We start from the raw sequence: 15,908 nt of genomic DNA, 5'->3' as shown, positions 1-15,908 counted from the left end.
CCGTACTCTGCGGGGTGGCCGGGCTTGAGGGAGAAGCCGATGCCGCGGTTGTGGAGGTTGATCCCGGTACGCGGCTCGAACACCATGCTGCCGAACCCGGACGCGTTCGACTGGATGAGCGAGACACCCATGCCGTCGCCGTCGACCGCGCACAGGTAGGTCGTGTCGCCGTCGCGCTGGGCGGGGCCGCGCAGCCGCACCCGGGACAGCGGGTCGATCAGCGCCCGGCGGCGGGCGATCTCGGCGGGGTCGAGCAGCTCCTTGGCATCCTTGTGCAGCACGTCGAGCCGGTCGTGGCCGGCCGCCCTGGCGGCCTCGGCCAGCAGGTGCGCCCAGGCGGCGTGGCGCGGGAACGGCGGCAGCTCCAGCCCGTCGGCGATGGCCAGGGACATCAGCAGCAGGTAGCCCTGGGAGTTGGGCGGCATCGACCAGACGTCGTGGCCGAAGGCGCGGACCTTCAGCGGCTCCACCCAGTCGGCGGCGGGTGTCGCGAGGTCGTCCTCGGTGTATTCGCTGGCGCCCAGCTCGACCAGGCCCTGGCCGAACTCGCCCAGGTAGAACCCGTCGCGCCCGCCCTCGGCCACGGCCTCCAGCGCGCGGGCCACGCCGGGCCTGGTCACGCGGTCGCCCGCGGCGCGCACGGACGCGAAGTCGCCGGCGCCGGGCCGGCGGGCCGCGTTGGCGGCGCCGGTCAGCATCAGCGGCGAGGCGGGGAACCCTTCGCGGGCCAGCCTGACCGCGGGCGCGAGCAGCTCCGCCAGCGGCAGGCGGCCGTGGCGGGCGTGCAGCGCCGCCCAGCCGTCCACGCAGCCCGGCACCGGCACGGACCTGATGTCGTGCTGGTGGGGCATGCGGGTGTGGCCCTCGGCGCGCAGGCGGGCGGGGTCGGCGCCGGAGCCGGCGCGTCCGGAGGCGTTCAGTGCTGTGACCTCGCCGTCGTGGACGAGGGCGAACAGGTCGCCCCCCAGGCCGCACATGTGGGGGGCGACGACGGAGAGCACGGCGTTGGCGGCGATGGCCGCGTCAGCGGCGGAACCGCCGCGCTCCAGCATCGTGAGTCCGGCCCCGGAGGCCAGGTGGTCGACGCTGCAGACCATGCCGGAGGGCGCGTATCTGGTGGTGTGCACGGCACGAGAGTACGCCCGCGGCCCACCTGGTAGCGGCTCTCAGGTGCTCAGTTCGGGTCGCGCAGCTCGCGGATGCGGGCGTGAGCCTCCCTGAGCTCCCGGCGCAGCTCGACGAGCTCCCGCTCCAGCTCCAGGATGCGGCGGATGGCGATGAGCGTCATGCCCTCCTCCGCCATGCGGGTGACGTGCTGGACGATGACGATGTCGTGGCGGGAGTAACGCCGCTGGCCGCCGCTCGACCGGCTCGGCCGGATGACGTCGTGCTGGTCCAGCCGGCGCAGGAAGGCGTGCTGGACCTGGAGCATCTCCGCCACCTGCCCCAGTGAGTAGAGAGGCGCGTGCTCGTCGTCGAAGGGCAGGTCGGGCATGTCTCCTTCTCCTCGTGGCTCGGGGGCGGGATGTCCCGCCCCCGAGCTCGTGTCAGGCCTTGATGGCCTTGGTCTCGCTTCGCTGGATCGCCACCTTACGCGGCTTGGCCCGCTCCAGCACCGGGATCCTGACGGTGAGCACCCCGTTGTCGTACGACGCGTCGATCTTGTCGCTGTCGAGGTGCTCCGACAGGTAGACCCGCCGGGTGAAGGCGCCCATCGGCCGCTCGCGGACGAACAGCCGCTCGTCCTGGGCGATCTGCTCCTCACGCAAGGCGCTGACGCTGAGCACGCCGCGGTCCACCGTCACCTCGATGGAGTCGGGGTCGATGCCGGGCAGGTCGAAGCGCAGCAGGACGTCGTCGTCGCGGCGAAGGCCGTCCATCGGCATCACGGCGCCGCCGTCGCCGAGGGCCTGGCGGGTCAGCCGGTCGAACTGCCGCTCGAACTCCTGGAAGAAGGGGTCGATCGAGGTCAACAACATGTCCCAGCCTCCTCGTCGAGTACTTCTATGCAGCTAACCTCCAACTACATTTATAGGTTATCTGCATGCCGACATGCAAGCCAGGAGAGCCGGTCAGGCGTTCTCGAAGCCCGGCTCCAGGCGCCGCCGGGGCCGGACGGCCTGGCGGAGCGTGCGGCCCGACAGCCGGGCCAGCGCCGCGGCGGCGAGCAGCGAGGCCGCCACGCAGGCCACCCCGCCGATCTCCAGCGCCACCCGCGGCCCCAGCGTGTCGCTGAACCAGCCGAGCAGCGGCCCGCCGAGCGCGCCGGCACCGGCGCTGACGATCGACAGGGCGGCGATCACCCGGCCGCGCATCGCCTCGGGGCTGTCGAGCTGCGCCCGCGCCGAGACCGTGGTGTCGAGCGCCACCGCGCCGGCCGCGATCGGCAGCATCACGGCGGCGAACGTCCACAGCGACGGCATCAGACCGCTCAACGCCTGCGCCACCCCGGTGACGAACGCCATCACGAGCAGCAGCCGGATCGTCAGGCGAGGCCGGGAGGCGGCCAGGAAGCCGCCCAGCACCGTGCCGACGGCGAAGACCGTGGACAGCAGGCCGTACCCGCCGGCGCCCGACCCCAGCGGCCCGGCGCTCATGGCGGCCATGGTGACCTGGAAGTTGCGGCCGAGGCTGCCCGAGACGAACCAGAGCGCGAGCACGGCGAGCAGCCACGGGGTGCGCAGCACGTACCGCAGGCCGTCGAGGACGGCGCCCGGCTGCCGCTCGGCGGCGGCCAGCACGTGGAACTCCCGGCGTCGCATGGCCGCCACGGCCGCGATCACCACGAAGAAGGTGGCCGCGTTGAGGGCGAACAGCCCGGCGTTGCCGGTGACCGGGAGCAGCGCGCCCGCCAGGCTCATGCCCAGGATGCGGCCGGCGGAGCTGAGGACCGACCCGAGCGCCATCGCGTTCGGCAGGTCGGCGGGCGGCACCACCTCGGCGCCGAAGCGGCCGAGCGCGGGCCCGCCGAGCGCGGTGACCACGCCGCCGGCCAGCGCCACGGCGTAGATCGGCAGGACGGAGCGCACGTCCGTCAGCGCGATCACGGCCAGCGCGGCGGCGAGGGCGGCCTGGGCGAGCTGCGCGGCGATCACGACGGGCCGCGCGGGCAACCGGTCGGCCAGCGCGCCGCCCCACATGCCCAGCGCCAGCGTCGGCAGCGCCTGCATGACCAGGCTCAGCCCGACGCTGGTCGCCGAGCCGGTCAGGGTGAGGATGAGCCAGTTGACGCCGAGGACCTGCATCCAGGTGCCGGTGACGGAGATGACGTCGGCGCCCGCCCAGAGCCGGTAGTTGTGATGACGGAGAGCTCTGAACGGGGAGGGGGAGGGAGACACGACGATCCTTGCCTTGGGAGATCTACGGGGGTTGAACACCACCCGTCCCGAAGCGGATTTCCGTCATGGCCGGAATGTGAGGCAGTCCACGTTTAGGCTGGACTCAACAGGGGATCGTCGCGGCTCACGAGCGCGGCGTAGTGTCCGCCCCCGGCCATCAGCTCGTCGTGGGTGCCGCGCTCGACGATCGTCCCGTGGTCCAGCACCACGATCTGGTCCGCGTCGCGGACGGTGGACAGGCGGTGCGCGATCGTGATCGTCGTACGGCCCCGCGCCAGCGTGTCGAGCGCCTCCTGCACGGCCCGCTCGGTCTGGGTGTCGAGAGCGCTGGTGGCCTCGTCGAGGACGAGCACCCGCGGGTCGCGCAGGATCGTGCGGGCGATGGCCAGGCGCTGCTTCTCGCCGCCGGAGAACCGGTAGCCGCGCTCGCCCACCAGGGTGTCGTAGCCGTCGGGCAGCGACGCGATGTGGTCGTGGATGTGCGCGGCGTGCGCCGCCGCCTCCAGCTCCTCGTCGGTGGCCGACGGCCGGGCGAAGCGCAGGTTGTCGGCGATCGAGGCGTGGAAGAGGTACGTCTCCTGCGACACCACGCCGACCGCCTCGCTCAGCGTCTCGAACGTCAGCTCCCGCACGTCGACCCCGTCGATCGTGACCCGGCCGCCGGTGACGTCGTAGAGCCGGGGGAGCAGGTAGCTGAGCGTGGTCTTGCCGGAGCCGGTCTCGCCCACGACGGCCAGGCTGCCGCCCACGGGCACGGTGAGGTCGATCCCTTCGAGCGTGGGGGCGTCGCCGTAGGAGAAGTCGACGTTCTCGAAGCGCACCTCGCCGCGTACGTCCTCCAGCCGGCGCGTGCCGGGGTGGATGTCGACGGGCAGGTCGAGGTACTCGAAGATGCGCCCGAACAGCGCCAGCGAGGTCTGCACCTCGACGCCGAGCCGCAGGAGCTGCACCAGCGGCCGGAACATGCCCGTCTGCAGCGTCGTGAACGCCACCAGCGTGCCCACCGAGATCGAGCCGGTGTGGCCGACGGCCCAGTAGATCGCCGCGGGCATCGCGGCCATGACGAACTGCACGGACGACTGCCGCCAGCGCCCGGCCATGCTGGTGCGCACGCCGAGGTCGGCCAGCTCGTGGGAGGCCCGGCCGAAGCGCTCGGTCTGCTCGGACGAGCGGCCCATGGTGCGCCCCAGCAGGATGCCGCTGATCGACAGCGACTCCTGCACCATGGTCGCGATGGTCGCCAGCTTGCGCTGCCGCTCGGAGGTGATGCGCTTGCGCTCGGCGCCGACCTTGCGGCTGATCCACACGAAGAACGGCATCAACGCGAGGGACACCATGGTGAGCCGCCAGTCGAGCGCCATCATGGCGACGAACGTGGCGATCACGGTGGTCAGGCTGGAGACGAGAGAGGCGGTCGTCGAGGTGACGACCGACTGCATGCCGCCGATGTCGTTGGCGATGCGCGACTGGACCTCGCCCGTCTTGGTGCGGGTGAAGAAGGCCAGCGACATGCGTTGCAGGTGGGAGTAGACCGCGACGCGCAGGTCGTGCATCACCCGCTGGCCCACGGTCGTGGAGACCAGCGTCTGCAGCACGTCGAACACCGTCGTCGTGACGGCCACCGCGATCATGCCCAGGGCCAGCAGCGCGAGCAGCCCGGCGTCGCGTGCGGGGATGGCCGTGTCGAGCACCTCGCGCAGCAGGAAGGGCGAGGCCAGCGACACCAGTGAGGACAGCAGGATGAAGGCGCCTACCAGGGCCAGCCGGCCGCGGTAGGCGCCGAAGAGTCTGACGATGCGCCCGAGCGGCGCGCGTGGTTCCTCGGCCACAGATGGGGCCTCCTTCCAGATGTCCTCTCAAACAGAGGTTAACTCATATTTGTTCCGGCTAAACTTGGCGATATGGAAGAAAAGGAGCTCGCCGAGCTCTTGCATCTGGTCAGCAGGCGGTTGCGGCACGGCTATCTCCACCGACTGGTGCCCCTCGGCCTCAACCCCGGCCAGGCGCGGGCGCTGCGCGCGCTGGCTGACGCGGAACGGCCGCTGCGGATGGTGCAGCTCGCCGACCAGCTGCGGATCGTGCCGCGCTCGCTGACGCCCGTCGTGGACGCGCTGGAGGAGGCGGGACTGGCGCGCAGGGAGGTGGATCCGGCCAACCGCCGCTCGACGCTGGTCATGATCACGCCCGAGGGCCGCGCGCTGGCCGAGCGGGCGCGCGACGCGCGCAGGCAGGCGGGTGAGGAACTGTTCGCCGTCCTGTCGGACGGGCAACGCGACCGGCTGCGCGAGCTGCTGACCCTGGTGGACGAGCAGTTCCGATGAGGGACGGGCGCCTTGCCCCACGAGCCGGCGGGCGGCGGTCAGGGCGCGGTTGTGGTGATCACGCCGCCGACGACCGTGCCCAGGCAGGGCGGCTGCGCCAGCAGCGCGGCGTACGGGTAACGGCCACGGGCGTCGTAGACCGCGAAGTCCGCGCGGGCGCCGGGGCACAGCGACCCGATCCGCCCCTTGCCCCGGTCCATGCCGAGAGCCGCGGCCCCACCTATGGTGACCGCCTCGACCAGCCGCCGGTCCAGGCCCCGTGGACGCTGGCCGCGCCCGCGCACGTGCCGCCGGAGGGCGGCCGCCAGATCGAGCGGCCCGAAGCCACCCTCCTGGCACGGATCCGAGGCCGGCCCGTGGCTGCCGAACGCGACGGTGTTCCCCTCCTCCAGCAGCGCCAGCGTGTCGCCGCCTGGATCGGGCCCCGGCGGGCAGAGCGCCACCGCAGTCCCGCGCAGGCGCAGCAGCTTGCGCTCCCCGGGGTCGAGCGTCCGGGCGCACGCGACGTGGCACAGCGGCCCGAGCACCCCGGCCTCGTCCAGGGCGGCGGTGGAGTGGCGGTCCAGATCGGCCAGCAGTCGCAGGCCGAACGTCCTGGACAGCACGGCCACGTCCTCCAGCACCTGGAAGTCGCCGGTGAGCGCCGCGATGCCGACCGCGTACGGCCGCTCGACCTCGCGGATGGCGGTGATGACGGCGTCCCGCTCGCCTTCCTCCCACTCCTCCTCGCCTGCGCTGTTCACCCGGACGTACGAGATGCCGGGCAGCCCCAGGCAGTCGGCCGGGTCGCCGACCATGCTCGCCCGCGCGGTCACCCCGGGGACGGGCGCGCGGGCGGAGGAGCAGGCGTCCACCTGGCCGGCCACGATCATGCCCCGCCACCGCAGCTCCTCGGCCGCGGGGTAGGCGGCGCGCAGCTCCGCCCGCGGCCCCACTCTGAGCACGTGGGAGCCCTTGGTGGCGACGGCGCCGTCACGGAGGGGATCGACGCACACGGGCAGGACGAGCGGCGCCGAGTGGAGCACGACGGGGGCGGGCGCGTGCCTGTCCAGAACCGGCCCGGCACGCCTCGCAGACGGCATCTGATCTCCCGTCGATCTAGCCCCTTTTATAAATTAAACGGGATATTGGGACGAAGGCGCAATCAAGATGAATTATGAGAATCCCCTGGGTGCGTAGCGTCCCGAGAGCCGCGCCAGCTTGAGGCTGAGGTGCAGGGCGAGCCGCTCACCGCCGTCCTTCAGGTCGGTGCGGGCCAGCTCCTCCACGCGCTGCAGCCGGTAGTACAGCGACGTACGGTGCAGCCGCAGCGCCCGGGAGGTCGCGACCGCGCTGCCCGCCAGATCCAGGTACGTCTCCAGCGTCTCCAGCAGCGGCAGGTGCTGGGCGTCCGCCAGCATTTCCTCCAGTCCCGGATGCAGGTCCTGGTCGGGCGGCACCTGGGCGAGCATCCGGTAGACGCCGAGCCGCGCCCACTCCGCCGTCCGCCCGAGCCCGGGCACCCGCGCCGCCACCTCGGCCGCGTGCCGCGCCTCCTGGTACGAGTCCGCCGCCTCCGCCAGCGTCGGGCGGCCGCGTCCGACGCCGACCACCACCGGCACCGGCATCGCCGCGTGCAGCTCGTCGGCCGGGACCGGTACCCCGGCGGTGAGCAGCACGGCGTGGTCGTAGCGGACCAGGTGCAGCGGGTGGTGCCCGCTCAGCCGCCGGCGCAGCGCCAGCAGCCCCTGCTCCAGCGCCAGCCGCAGGGCGTCGTCGGGCTCGGCCGTACGGGGCCTGGCCACCTGGACGGTCACCGGCCGCCCCTGCGGGAACGCGCCCGCCTCGATGAGCTGCCTGGCCGCGTCCCGCTCGCCGAGCAGCAGCCCGGTGACGGCCTCCAGCTCGCGATGGGTGGCCAGGCCGGTGGCCAGGCTCTCGTGGAAGAGGGCCAGCGCCAGGGCGGGCGCGGCGGCCGCGGCCTTGTCCACCTGCGCGCGCGACATGGGAGGCTCGGCGTCGATGAACCACAGGAAGCCGAGCAGCCCGCCGGCGTGCCGTACGGGGACGCAGACCCGGGGTAACAGGCCCAGGTGCGGCGCGCCGGGGGTGCGCAGCGGCGCGGTGGCCCGGTGGATGCCGGCCGCCCGTAACCACTGCCGGACCTCGGGCACGGTGCGCCGGCGCAGGATCGAGTCGCGGCGCACGTCGTCCATGGCACCGTTCTGCTCGCTGTACGCCACGACGCGCTGCACCCGGTCCTCGAGCAACAAAGGGCGGCCGAGGCGGGTGGCGAGCTCTTCCACGGTCTTCTGGAGGTCGGCCACAGCCCTACCCGTTCACCTGGAGGTTTCAACATATGTCGAAAATTTCAGTACAGGTCTTCCCTACATTCAGCGGGTGATCTCCGTCAACAACGTGGATACCGTCATTCCGTGTGATAGCCCCTAAGAAGCTGTTGAAGGGCGTGCTCACCGCCATCGTGGTGATCCCGATGGCGATGGTGGCCACCCCCGCTTCCGCAGCACCCCCCACCGTCGACCCTGACACGCCCTGGCGGCAGAACCACTGGCCGCAGACCCAGCCCTGGCAACTCGACAGCCCCGCGCAGGCCAAGCGGGCCCGGCCGGTCGCCGACCTCGCGCCGATCGACCCCCAGAACTGGGAAAACCCCGACCACATGACGTGGGACGACTACAAGAAGCCCCCGGGTACCACCTGGAACGATCCGAGCGTCAAGGGCTCCGACCGCCAGTTCAAGGGCGCGCTCGTCCTGCTCGACTACCCGAACCAGCCCTTCGTGGTGACCCAGCCGCAGGGCTCGACGGTCTTCGGCAACCCCAGCCCGCAAGGGGCGAACATCCCCCGCGACCAGGTCGCCAAGTTCTACCAGGACTTCCTCAACACCCCGAACGACCTCAACAAGGGTCACACCATCCACGAGTACTGGATGGAGGACTCCGGTGGCCGGATCGGTGTGGACCTGACCGGCTTCGGCCCGTACACCATGCCGGGCAAGGACCACGAGTACGGCATGGAGTACCAGCGCAACCACTGCCCGGCCGGTGACACCTGCAACAGGAACCTGCGCACCGACGGCAACGCCGCCTGGCTCGCCGCCGTCGGCCAGGAGGTCGCCGACCAGTTCGACTTCGTCTTCTACCTGAGCGCCGGTCAGGACGAGTCGGGCACCTGGCAGGAGTTCGGCATGATGAAGTTCCCCACCAAGGAGGACGTGCCGGACGAGTTCGGCCCCGAGGGCGACGAGAACCTGCCCAACTGGTCCACCACCCGCTACGTCGACTGGACCTCCTGGCAGGCCGGCTCCACCTTCTGGCCCAACGCCCGCTTCGGCGTCGACTCGGTGCAGACCGAGAGCTCCGGCATGGGCACCTACGCCCACGAGCTGAGCCACATCTTCGGCATCGCCGACAACTACAACAACCCGTACGGCGTGCCGCCGAGGCGGGCGTACACCGGCATCTGGGAGATGCTCAGCCGCGGCAGCTTCAACGGCCCCGGCGGCCCGCACTCGCGCTGGGTCATCCCGCCGGTCGCCGGCGCGTCCATGGGCGCCCAGCACATGCTGCGCAACAAGATCGACCTGCAGATGGTCGACGAGCAGAACGTGCTGCGCCTGTCGCGTGAGGCGCTCGACGAGTCCGGACTGGTCACCGCCAAGGTCCTGGCCCGCGTCGTGCAGCCGGGACAGGACGAGCTGTCGGGCATCAACATCTCGTTCGACACCGAGGACCACAACCCGAACTGCGACTGGCGCACCGACCCGATGTGCGACGGCGGCAACTACGACAACTACACCGTCGAGGTCGTCGACCGCATGGGCGCCGACTCCTTCACCCCCGACTCCGGCGTGCTCCTGGCCAAGACCAAGAACCAGGACAGCGCCCCGTTCGAGTGGGTGATCGACGCCAACCCGCAGGACATCGGCATGACGGACTACGTCCTGCCCGACGGCACCGAGGTGCCCATCACCATCGGCGACTACCGCCAGCTGTCCGACGCCCTCTTCCACGCCGGCACCGACTCCGGCAGCGAGTACGAGTTCGTCGACGAGGACAACCGCCTGCACTTCTACGTCACCGACCTGGAGCGCAACGGCGACGGCGAGCTGTCCTACACGGTCGCCGTCCGCTCGCTCGACGGCGCGGGCCCGCAGAAGCGCGGCGTGAAGCTGCAGCACGGCTCCGGCGTGCCCGGCGGCGACGGTGTCTCCGTCTGCCGGTTCCCGCTGACCAACACCGGTCAGGCCGCCCCCGCGCAGGGACAGCACCCGGAGGACGTCAGCAAGTACCTCAACAACGACGTCTACCGGCTCACCGCCACGGTCGAGGGCCGGGGCTGGACCGCCCAGGTGCCCAACGCCCTGGCCAACCTGGAGTTCGGCGAGCGGGACACCGTGATCGTCAACGCGGTCCGCGGCGACGGCGGCGACCGCAAGGCGAAGGTCACGCTCACCGCCACCTCGGAGAGTGACCCGGGCAAGACGATGACGGCCACCTGTAACGTGAATGGCCGCTGAGTGAACCTTGGGGTGCGGCTGGCGCAAGCCGTACCCCATCGGTTTGAATCACCCCCAAAGGGGGTGTTCGTTGACGGGGAAGTTACCGGACCGGCGCCGCCGCCGATGGCCCGCGCCGGTCGCGGCCGGCCTCGCGGCAGGCGCCGCGAGCGTGCTGGCGGCCTCCCTCGAATGGGAGATCCCGCCGACCGCCAAGATCGGCGTCACCATGGCGGCGGCCGTCCTCGTGGGGCTGACGACCTGGGCCACCACCGACATCCGGCCCAGGCCGCGGGCCCGGCCGGAGCTGGGCCCGGTCGCCCCCGACCATTGGCCGCCCGTCCCCGAGCACTTCACCGGCCGCGAAGAGACGCTCGCCGAGCTGCACCGGGTCTTCGACGGCCGCAGGAGATCCTCCGAGGTCTCGCCGCCGCTGGTCATCTCCGTGTACGGCCGCGGCGGCGTCGGCAAGTCGGCGCTCATGACCCGGTTCGGGCAGGAGGTCGCCGACCGGTTCCCCGACGGCCGCCTCTACGCCGACCTGCGCGGCGGCGTGGACGCCCCGGTCCGCCCAGAAGAGGTGCTGATCGGTTTCCTGCGCGCGCTCGACGTCCGCCTCACCACCGACCCCGGCGGTCTGGAGGAGCTCGGCAAGCTCTGGCTGACCTGGACCAAGGGCCGCAAGATCCTCATCGGCCTGGACAACGCCCACGACTCCGCCCAGATCGCCCCGCTGATCCCGGCCGAGCCCGGCTGCGCGGTGCTGGTCACCTCCCGCGCGCCGCTGTACCTCTACGGCACCTACGACAAGAAGCTCGTCGAGTTCTCCGAGGCACAGGGGATCCAGCTGCTGGCCAGACTGGCCGGCGACGACCGCGTCGCGGCCGACCTCGACGCCGCCCGGCAGATCGTACGGCTCTGCGACAACCTGCCGCTGGCGATCAACATCTGCGGCGGCCGGCTCGCCACCCGCGAGCAGTGGACGATGCGCGACATGGCCGACCGGCTGGCCGACACGCGCCGCATCCTCGACAACCTCAAGGTCGCCCCGACGGTGGACAAGAGCGTGCGCGACTCCGTCCAGCTCAGCTACGACGACTGCACCGGGATGCAGCGTCGCCTGCTGCGCCTGCTCAGCTCCCTGACCGCGCCCGACGTGCCCGGCTGGGTGGCCGGCGAGCTGCTCGACATCTCCGGGCTCGACGGCGCCGACCAGCTCGAAGCCCTCATCGACGCCCAGCTCGCCGAGTGCTCCGGCACCGACCAGACCGGCGCGATGCGCTACCGGTTGCACGACCTGGTCCGCGTGTTCGCCGCCGAACTGGCCGAGCAGGACGGCGACCGCCGCCGCGCCGCCATCGAACGCGTCCTGTCCGGTTACCGCCGCCGCGCCGAGGAGGCCGCCCAGAACCGCTGGCCGCAGGACTGGAGCCGCGGCGGGCGGCGCTCCACGCTCGACGGTGAGGTCCGCGCCGCCGACTGGCTCAACGCCGAACGGCTCGCCCTCCTGTCCATGATCAACCTGGCCCACCACCTGCGGCTCTGGGAGCTGACCTGGGGTCTGGCCAGGGCGTTCTGCTCGCTGTGCCACTCGCTGCGGGCGTACTGGGCCGACTGGGCGGCCGTGGCCGAGCTCGGCCGCGAGGCCGCCGAGCAGGCGGGCGACCGGCGTTCGATGGCCATCGCGCTGCTCGACGCCGCCGCTGTCCACGGCGGTCTCGGCCTGCGCCGCAGGGCGCAGGAGGAGGCGGAGCGCGCGCTGGTGCTCTTCACCGACCTCGGCGAGTCGTGGTGGGCGGCCAGGGCCCGGCGCACGATCGGGATGACGCTGTTCAGCGACGGCCACCTCGACCGGGCACAGGACTTCCTCATCGACGCCATCGCCGGCTTCCGGGCCGAGGAGGACCTGTGGTGGATGGCCCGCACCCAGCGCAACCTCGCCGAGCTGCGCCTGGCGGAACGCAAGCCCGAGGAGGCCAGAGAACTGCTGGAGTACGCCCTGGAGGTCTTCGAACGCGACGGCAACCGCTACTCCGAGGCCCAGACCCTGCGCGTCTACGGCGAGGTGCTGGCGGCGCAGGCCCGCGGCGAGCACCGCGCGGGCGAGCACCGGCAGGCCGCCGTCCTGTTCACCCGGGCCGGGTTCAGCCTCGACCGGGCCGCTGAGATGTTCCGGCAGCGCGGGGAGCTGTGGGAGGAGGCCCGCTGCCTGCGCGCGGCCGGCGAGGTCGGCGACCCGGACAACGGGCTGCGCGAGCTCGACTACGTACGGCGGGCCGAGGACATCCTGGCCGCGCTCGGCGACTCGTGGGGCGTGGCGAGGACCGCGGTGTCGGCCGGGCGAGCGCTGGCCAGGCTCGGCCGGACCGCCGAGTCGGAGCTGGAGCTGCGGCGCGCGGGGGCGGCGTTCGAGGAGCTGGAGGACCGGTGGTGGATGGCGCTGAGCCTGCGCTACCTGGGCGAGGCGCACCTCGACGCGGGCGGGCGCGCGGCCGCCGTGGAGCCGCTGGAGCAGGCCAGGGCGATCTACCGCAGCCTCGGCAACGAGGCCGGCATGCGCCGGACCCTGGAGCTCCTGCGGCGCGCGCGTGCCGACACCGGCTGAGCCCTCAGGTGGTGCCGTACTCGGTGCTCTTGCCGGGGCCTTCCACCGCGCCGCCCGGCGGGTCGGAGAACGGCGTGCGCAGCAGCTCACCGGCGGCCTGCCGGGCCTGCACGATGCTCTCCTCGAACATCCTGCGCACGTGGGCCGCCTGGTCCGACAGCTCCTTGATGTGCTGCTTGGCCAGGTCGTCGCGCACGGTGTCGGCGATCAGCCGCTGATACTCCGGCGTCTTGGCGGCCAGCGCCTCCAGCCGTTTGTGCGTGTGGTAGACCTTGTCGGCCTTGAGCACCTGCTTGGCGTACTTCTCCAGGTGGCGGACGCGGTGGGTGAGCGACGTCCAGGCGGCGTCGAGGGCGCTCGTGTACGGCTTGAACGCGTCCTCCATGCCGGGCGGCAGCTCCCGGGGGACGAGCCTGCCGTGCTCGGTGTGCATGGCCGACAACCGCCGCAGCCGCTGGGCGACCTCCCACAGCTCCTCCGGCAGCGACACCTGGTTGTCGATGCTGTCGATCAGCCCGGCCTTGTGCACCTTGGAGTTGAGTATCGCGTCGACCGCGTTCTGCGCCCGGCGCAGCAGCATCTGACAGGGATGGTCGAGGTCCTCCGGCAGGATGTAGCGGTCGGCGTGGGCCCGCGCCAGATGGAGCCTGCGCCTGGTGGAACGGTAGGAGTTGTCCATCGCGATCCACCGGAAGAGCACGATCACCCCCGTCCCGACACCCGCGACGAACAACGGCTCCGTGCTCGTGAGCACGGCGAGGAGCACCAGGAAAGCGGGCAGGACGAACAGCAGGGCGGGATTGTGCGTGGTGTCCATGCGCGCGCCCGACCGCGTCAGGCGCAGGAGGTCGGGGCTCGACCGCAGCTCGGCCGCGATCTCCGGGGACAGCGTCGGATCGATCACCAGCCGTGGAGGCAGAGCTCGTGGATCCATATGTCGTGCGCGGAGGGGGCCGCCTGCTTCAACGGGCGGGGGAATCCGCGCTCCCTCCCTTCGGATGTGCCGGCGCCTCGCAGTGTCGTGATCGTCGCATTACGGAACTCGTCGCTGGTAGGTGATCCTCTCGTGCGCCGGTGTGCCCGCCCGGCCGCTCCCGCCCACCGGTCAGGTGGCCGGTCCGGACGTGGGTGTGGCCTCGCCGGCCGCGATCGGTGACGGGCAGCAGGCCCTTCGCCGAGCGGCGCGAGCGGCTCATCGGGAGGCCGCTTCCTTCTGGGCGCGGAGGGGTCACATGTTCATGCTGCGTTATGAACGTCGAATCCGCTCAGCTTTGGCGGACATATAGGGTCACAACAATGAGCGAGATGACGAGGTGGATTGATCTGGAAGGCGCGGTCAACGCGCGTGACCTGGGCGGACTGCCGACGCGTGACGGTGGCCGCACCCGCTTCGGGCGCGTCTTCCGCGCCGACAACCTGCAGGGCCTCACCTCCGCCGACGTGCGGCTGCTCGTCGCGGAGCTGAAGCTGCGGCACGTCGTCGACCTGCGTTCCATCGCGGAGGTGCAGTTGGAGGGCCCCGGCCCGCTCACGCTGGTGCCGGAGGTGCGCCACCACCATCTGACGCTGTTCGCCGAAGGCGGCCGGCACACCGACGTCGAGGCCGACGTCCCCGACGGGATCGACGGTGAGCGGGTGCTGCCGTGGGCGGGCCGCACGCTGGACGAGGAGCTGCGGGTGACCGGCTTCTACTTCGGCTACCTGCGCGACCGGCCCGACGCCGTGGTGGCGGCCCTGCGCGCGATGGCGCTCGACGCCGGCGCCTCGCTCGTGCACTGCGCGGCGGGCAAGGACCGCACCGGTGTGCTGTCGGCGCTGGCGCTGGAGGTCGCCGGGGCGACCCGGGAGGCCATCGTCGAGGACTACGTGGCCACGGGGGAGCGCCTGGAGCTGATACTCAAGCGCCTGCGCGGCAGCAGCACGTACCGGGATGATCTCGACTCGCGCCCCGCGGACGACCACATGCCGCGCGCCCGCTACATCGAGCAGTTCCTCGGCGTGCTCGACGACCGTTACGGCGGCCCGGCGGGCTGGCTCGCCCGGCACGGCTGGACGGACGGCGACACCGAGGCGATGCGCGCCCGCCTGCGCGACTGACGACCCGCTCAGCTCAGGTGGACGACGATCCGCTCGGTCGCCGACAGCCGGGCCGCCTCCAGCACGGCCAGCACCTCGACGGCGCTCTCCGGGTCGACGGGCGGCGCCGCGCCCTCGCGCAGCGCCGCCGCCACGCCCCGGTAGAAGTCGAGATACGCCCCCGGCTCGGTGCGCACGATCTGCTGGTCGCCGGGCGTGCCGAGCGCGCCCCACCGGTCTTCCTCGTCGTCGCCGAACCCGGGCGCGTCCGGCGGCATCCCGGCGCGCAGGCGCTCTTCCTGCACGTCCATGCCGTACTTGACGAAGGCCGCGGACGAGCCGAGCACGCGGAAGCGGGGGCCCAGCCGGGCCGCCATCGAGCTGGCCCACAGGTGGGAGCGGGCCCCGCCCTCGTGGGTGAGCGCGATGAACGTGTCGTCGTCGCCCGAGACTCCCGCCCGGCGGACGTCGCTCTCGCAGTAGACCTCGCGCACCGGCCCCAGCAGCTGCACGGCCTGGTCGACCAGGTGGCTGCCGAGATCGTAGAGCAGGCCGGGGACCTCTTCCGGGGTGCCGCTCTCCCGCCAGCCGCCCTTGGGCACCGGCCGCCACCGCTCGAAGCGCGACTCCAGGCGCAGCACGTCGCCGAGCCGCCCCTCGCCCATCAGCCGCCGCACGGTGCGGAAGTCGCCGTCCCACCGGCGGTTGTGGAAGACGGTCAGCATGAGCCCGCGCTCGCGTGCCAGGCGTACCAGCGCGCGGCCCTCCTCGGCGGTGCGGGCCAACGGCTTGTCGACGACGACCGGCAGGCCGTGGGTGAGGGCGGAGACGGCCGTGGTCACGTGGGTGCGGTTGGGGGAGGCCACCACGACGAGGTCGCAGCGCTCCCACAGGTCCTCCACGTCCGACACCCCCGCGGCGCCGTACCTGCCGCCGACCTCTGCCTGTCGGCCGGGGTCGCGGGTCACCACCGCCGACAGCGTCAGGCCCGGGGTGGCGTCGATCAGCGGGGCGTGGAAGTACGCCCCCGCGGTGCCGTAGCCGACGAGGCCGACGCGGATGTCGTCCAT

13 protein-coding genes are annotated in these 15,908 nt (G+C 72.1%); 4 read left to right on the top strand and 9 right to left on the bottom strand.

Annotated elements, in window-relative coordinates:
- The 5 genes from E1286_RS21360 to E1286_RS21340 all read right to left on the bottom strand — a co-directional run.
- A partial coding sequence (locus E1286_RS21360) for a gamma-glutamyltransferase (RefSeq protein ID WP_132615202.1) occupies nucleotides 1–1,127 on the bottom strand: 1,127 nt, incomplete at its 3' end.
- A 47-nt stretch (nucleotides 1,128–1,174) separates the two neighbouring features.
- On the bottom strand, nucleotides 1,175–1,495 hold the full coding sequence (locus tag E1286_RS21355) for a helix-turn-helix domain-containing protein (protein WP_132615200.1): 321 nt from the start codon (nucleotides 1,493–1,495) through the stop codon (nucleotides 1,175–1,177).
- Between the two features lie 52 nt (nucleotides 1,496–1,547).
- Nucleotides 1,548–1,979 carry an Hsp20/alpha crystallin family protein gene (locus E1286_RS21350; RefSeq protein ID WP_132615198.1) on the bottom strand — a complete coding sequence of 144 codons (432 nt, stop codon included), beginning with the start codon at nucleotides 1,977–1,979 and terminating at the stop codon, nucleotides 1,548–1,550.
- 93 nt (nucleotides 1,980–2,072) lie between these two features.
- Entirely contained in the window at nucleotides 2,073–3,338 is a 1,266-nt protein-coding gene (locus tag E1286_RS21345; RefSeq protein WP_132615196.1) for an MFS transporter, read from the bottom strand.
- A gap of 92 nt (nucleotides 3,339–3,430) precedes the next feature.
- Nucleotides 3,431–5,167, bottom strand: coding sequence for an ABC transporter ATP-binding protein (locus tag E1286_RS21340; protein ID WP_281282710.1), 1,737 nt, complete (start codon nucleotides 5,165–5,167; stop codon nucleotides 3,431–3,433).
- A 72-nt stretch (nucleotides 5,168–5,239) separates the two neighbouring features.
- Between E1286_RS21340 and E1286_RS21335 the strand changes: the two genes are divergently transcribed.
- Nucleotides 5,240–5,659 (top strand): MarR family winged helix-turn-helix transcriptional regulator, encoded by a 420-nt coding sequence (locus tag E1286_RS21335; protein WP_132615192.1) that lies wholly within the window; start codon nucleotides 5,240–5,242, stop codon nucleotides 5,657–5,659.
- A 38-nt stretch (nucleotides 5,660–5,697) separates the two neighbouring features.
- Here the strand turns inward: E1286_RS21335 and E1286_RS21330 are convergent, their stop codons facing one another.
- Together E1286_RS21330 and E1286_RS21325 are read right to left on the bottom strand one after the other, a co-directional pair.
- Nucleotides 5,698–6,741 (bottom strand): amidohydrolase family protein, encoded by a 1,044-nt coding sequence (locus E1286_RS21330; protein WP_132615190.1) that lies wholly within the window; start codon nucleotides 6,739–6,741, stop codon nucleotides 5,698–5,700.
- A 72-nt stretch (nucleotides 6,742–6,813) separates the two neighbouring features.
- A complete protein-coding gene (locus E1286_RS21325) occupies nucleotides 6,814–7,965 on the bottom strand; it encodes a PucR family transcriptional regulator (protein WP_132615188.1) in 1,152 nt (383 codons plus the stop codon).
- A 110-nt stretch (nucleotides 7,966–8,075) separates the two neighbouring features.
- On the opposite strand from E1286_RS21325, the gene E1286_RS21320 reads away from it, so the two are divergent.
- Together E1286_RS21320 and E1286_RS21315 are read left to right on the top strand one after the other, a co-directional pair.
- Nucleotides 8,076–10,178: a M6 family metalloprotease domain-containing protein gene (locus tag E1286_RS21320; RefSeq protein ID WP_246075021.1), complete on the top strand. Its 2,103-nt coding sequence runs from the start codon at nucleotides 8,076–8,078 to the stop codon at nucleotides 10,176–10,178.
- Nucleotides 10,179–10,248: 70 nt separating this feature from the next.
- Nucleotides 10,249–12,762 carry an ATP-binding protein gene (locus tag E1286_RS21315; RefSeq protein WP_132615186.1) on the top strand — a complete coding sequence of 838 codons (2,514 nt, stop codon included), beginning with the start codon at nucleotides 10,249–10,251 and terminating at the stop codon, nucleotides 12,760–12,762.
- Nucleotides 12,763–12,766: 4 nt separating this feature from the next.
- Here the strand turns inward: E1286_RS21315 and E1286_RS21310 are convergent, their stop codons facing one another.
- On the bottom strand, nucleotides 12,767–13,666 hold the full coding sequence (locus E1286_RS21310) for a hypothetical protein (protein WP_132615184.1): 900 nt from the start codon (nucleotides 13,664–13,666) through the stop codon (nucleotides 12,767–12,769).
- A 401-nt stretch (nucleotides 13,667–14,067) separates the two neighbouring features.
- Here E1286_RS21310 and E1286_RS21305 point away from each other — a divergent pair, with 401 nt between their 5' ends.
- The gene (locus E1286_RS21305; protein ID WP_342776242.1) at nucleotides 14,068–14,859 is read left to right on the top strand and encodes a tyrosine-protein phosphatase; all 792 of its coding nucleotides are present in this window, start codon (nucleotides 14,068–14,070) and stop codon (nucleotides 14,857–14,859) included.
- 8 nt (nucleotides 14,860–14,867) lie between these two features.
- Here E1286_RS21305 and E1286_RS21300 read toward each other — a convergent pair whose 3' ends face one another.
- Nucleotides 14,868–15,908 carry a Gfo/Idh/MocA family oxidoreductase gene (locus tag E1286_RS21300; protein WP_132615180.1) on the bottom strand — a complete coding sequence of 347 codons (1,041 nt, stop codon included), beginning with the start codon at nucleotides 15,906–15,908 and terminating at the stop codon, nucleotides 14,868–14,870.

It is taken from the genome of Nonomuraea terrae, from assembly GCF_004348995.1.
Taxonomy (GTDB): domain Bacteria; phylum Actinomycetota; class Actinomycetes; order Streptosporangiales; family Streptosporangiaceae; genus Nonomuraea; species Nonomuraea terrae.
This window is presented reverse-complemented; position numbering and strand designations above follow the sequence as displayed.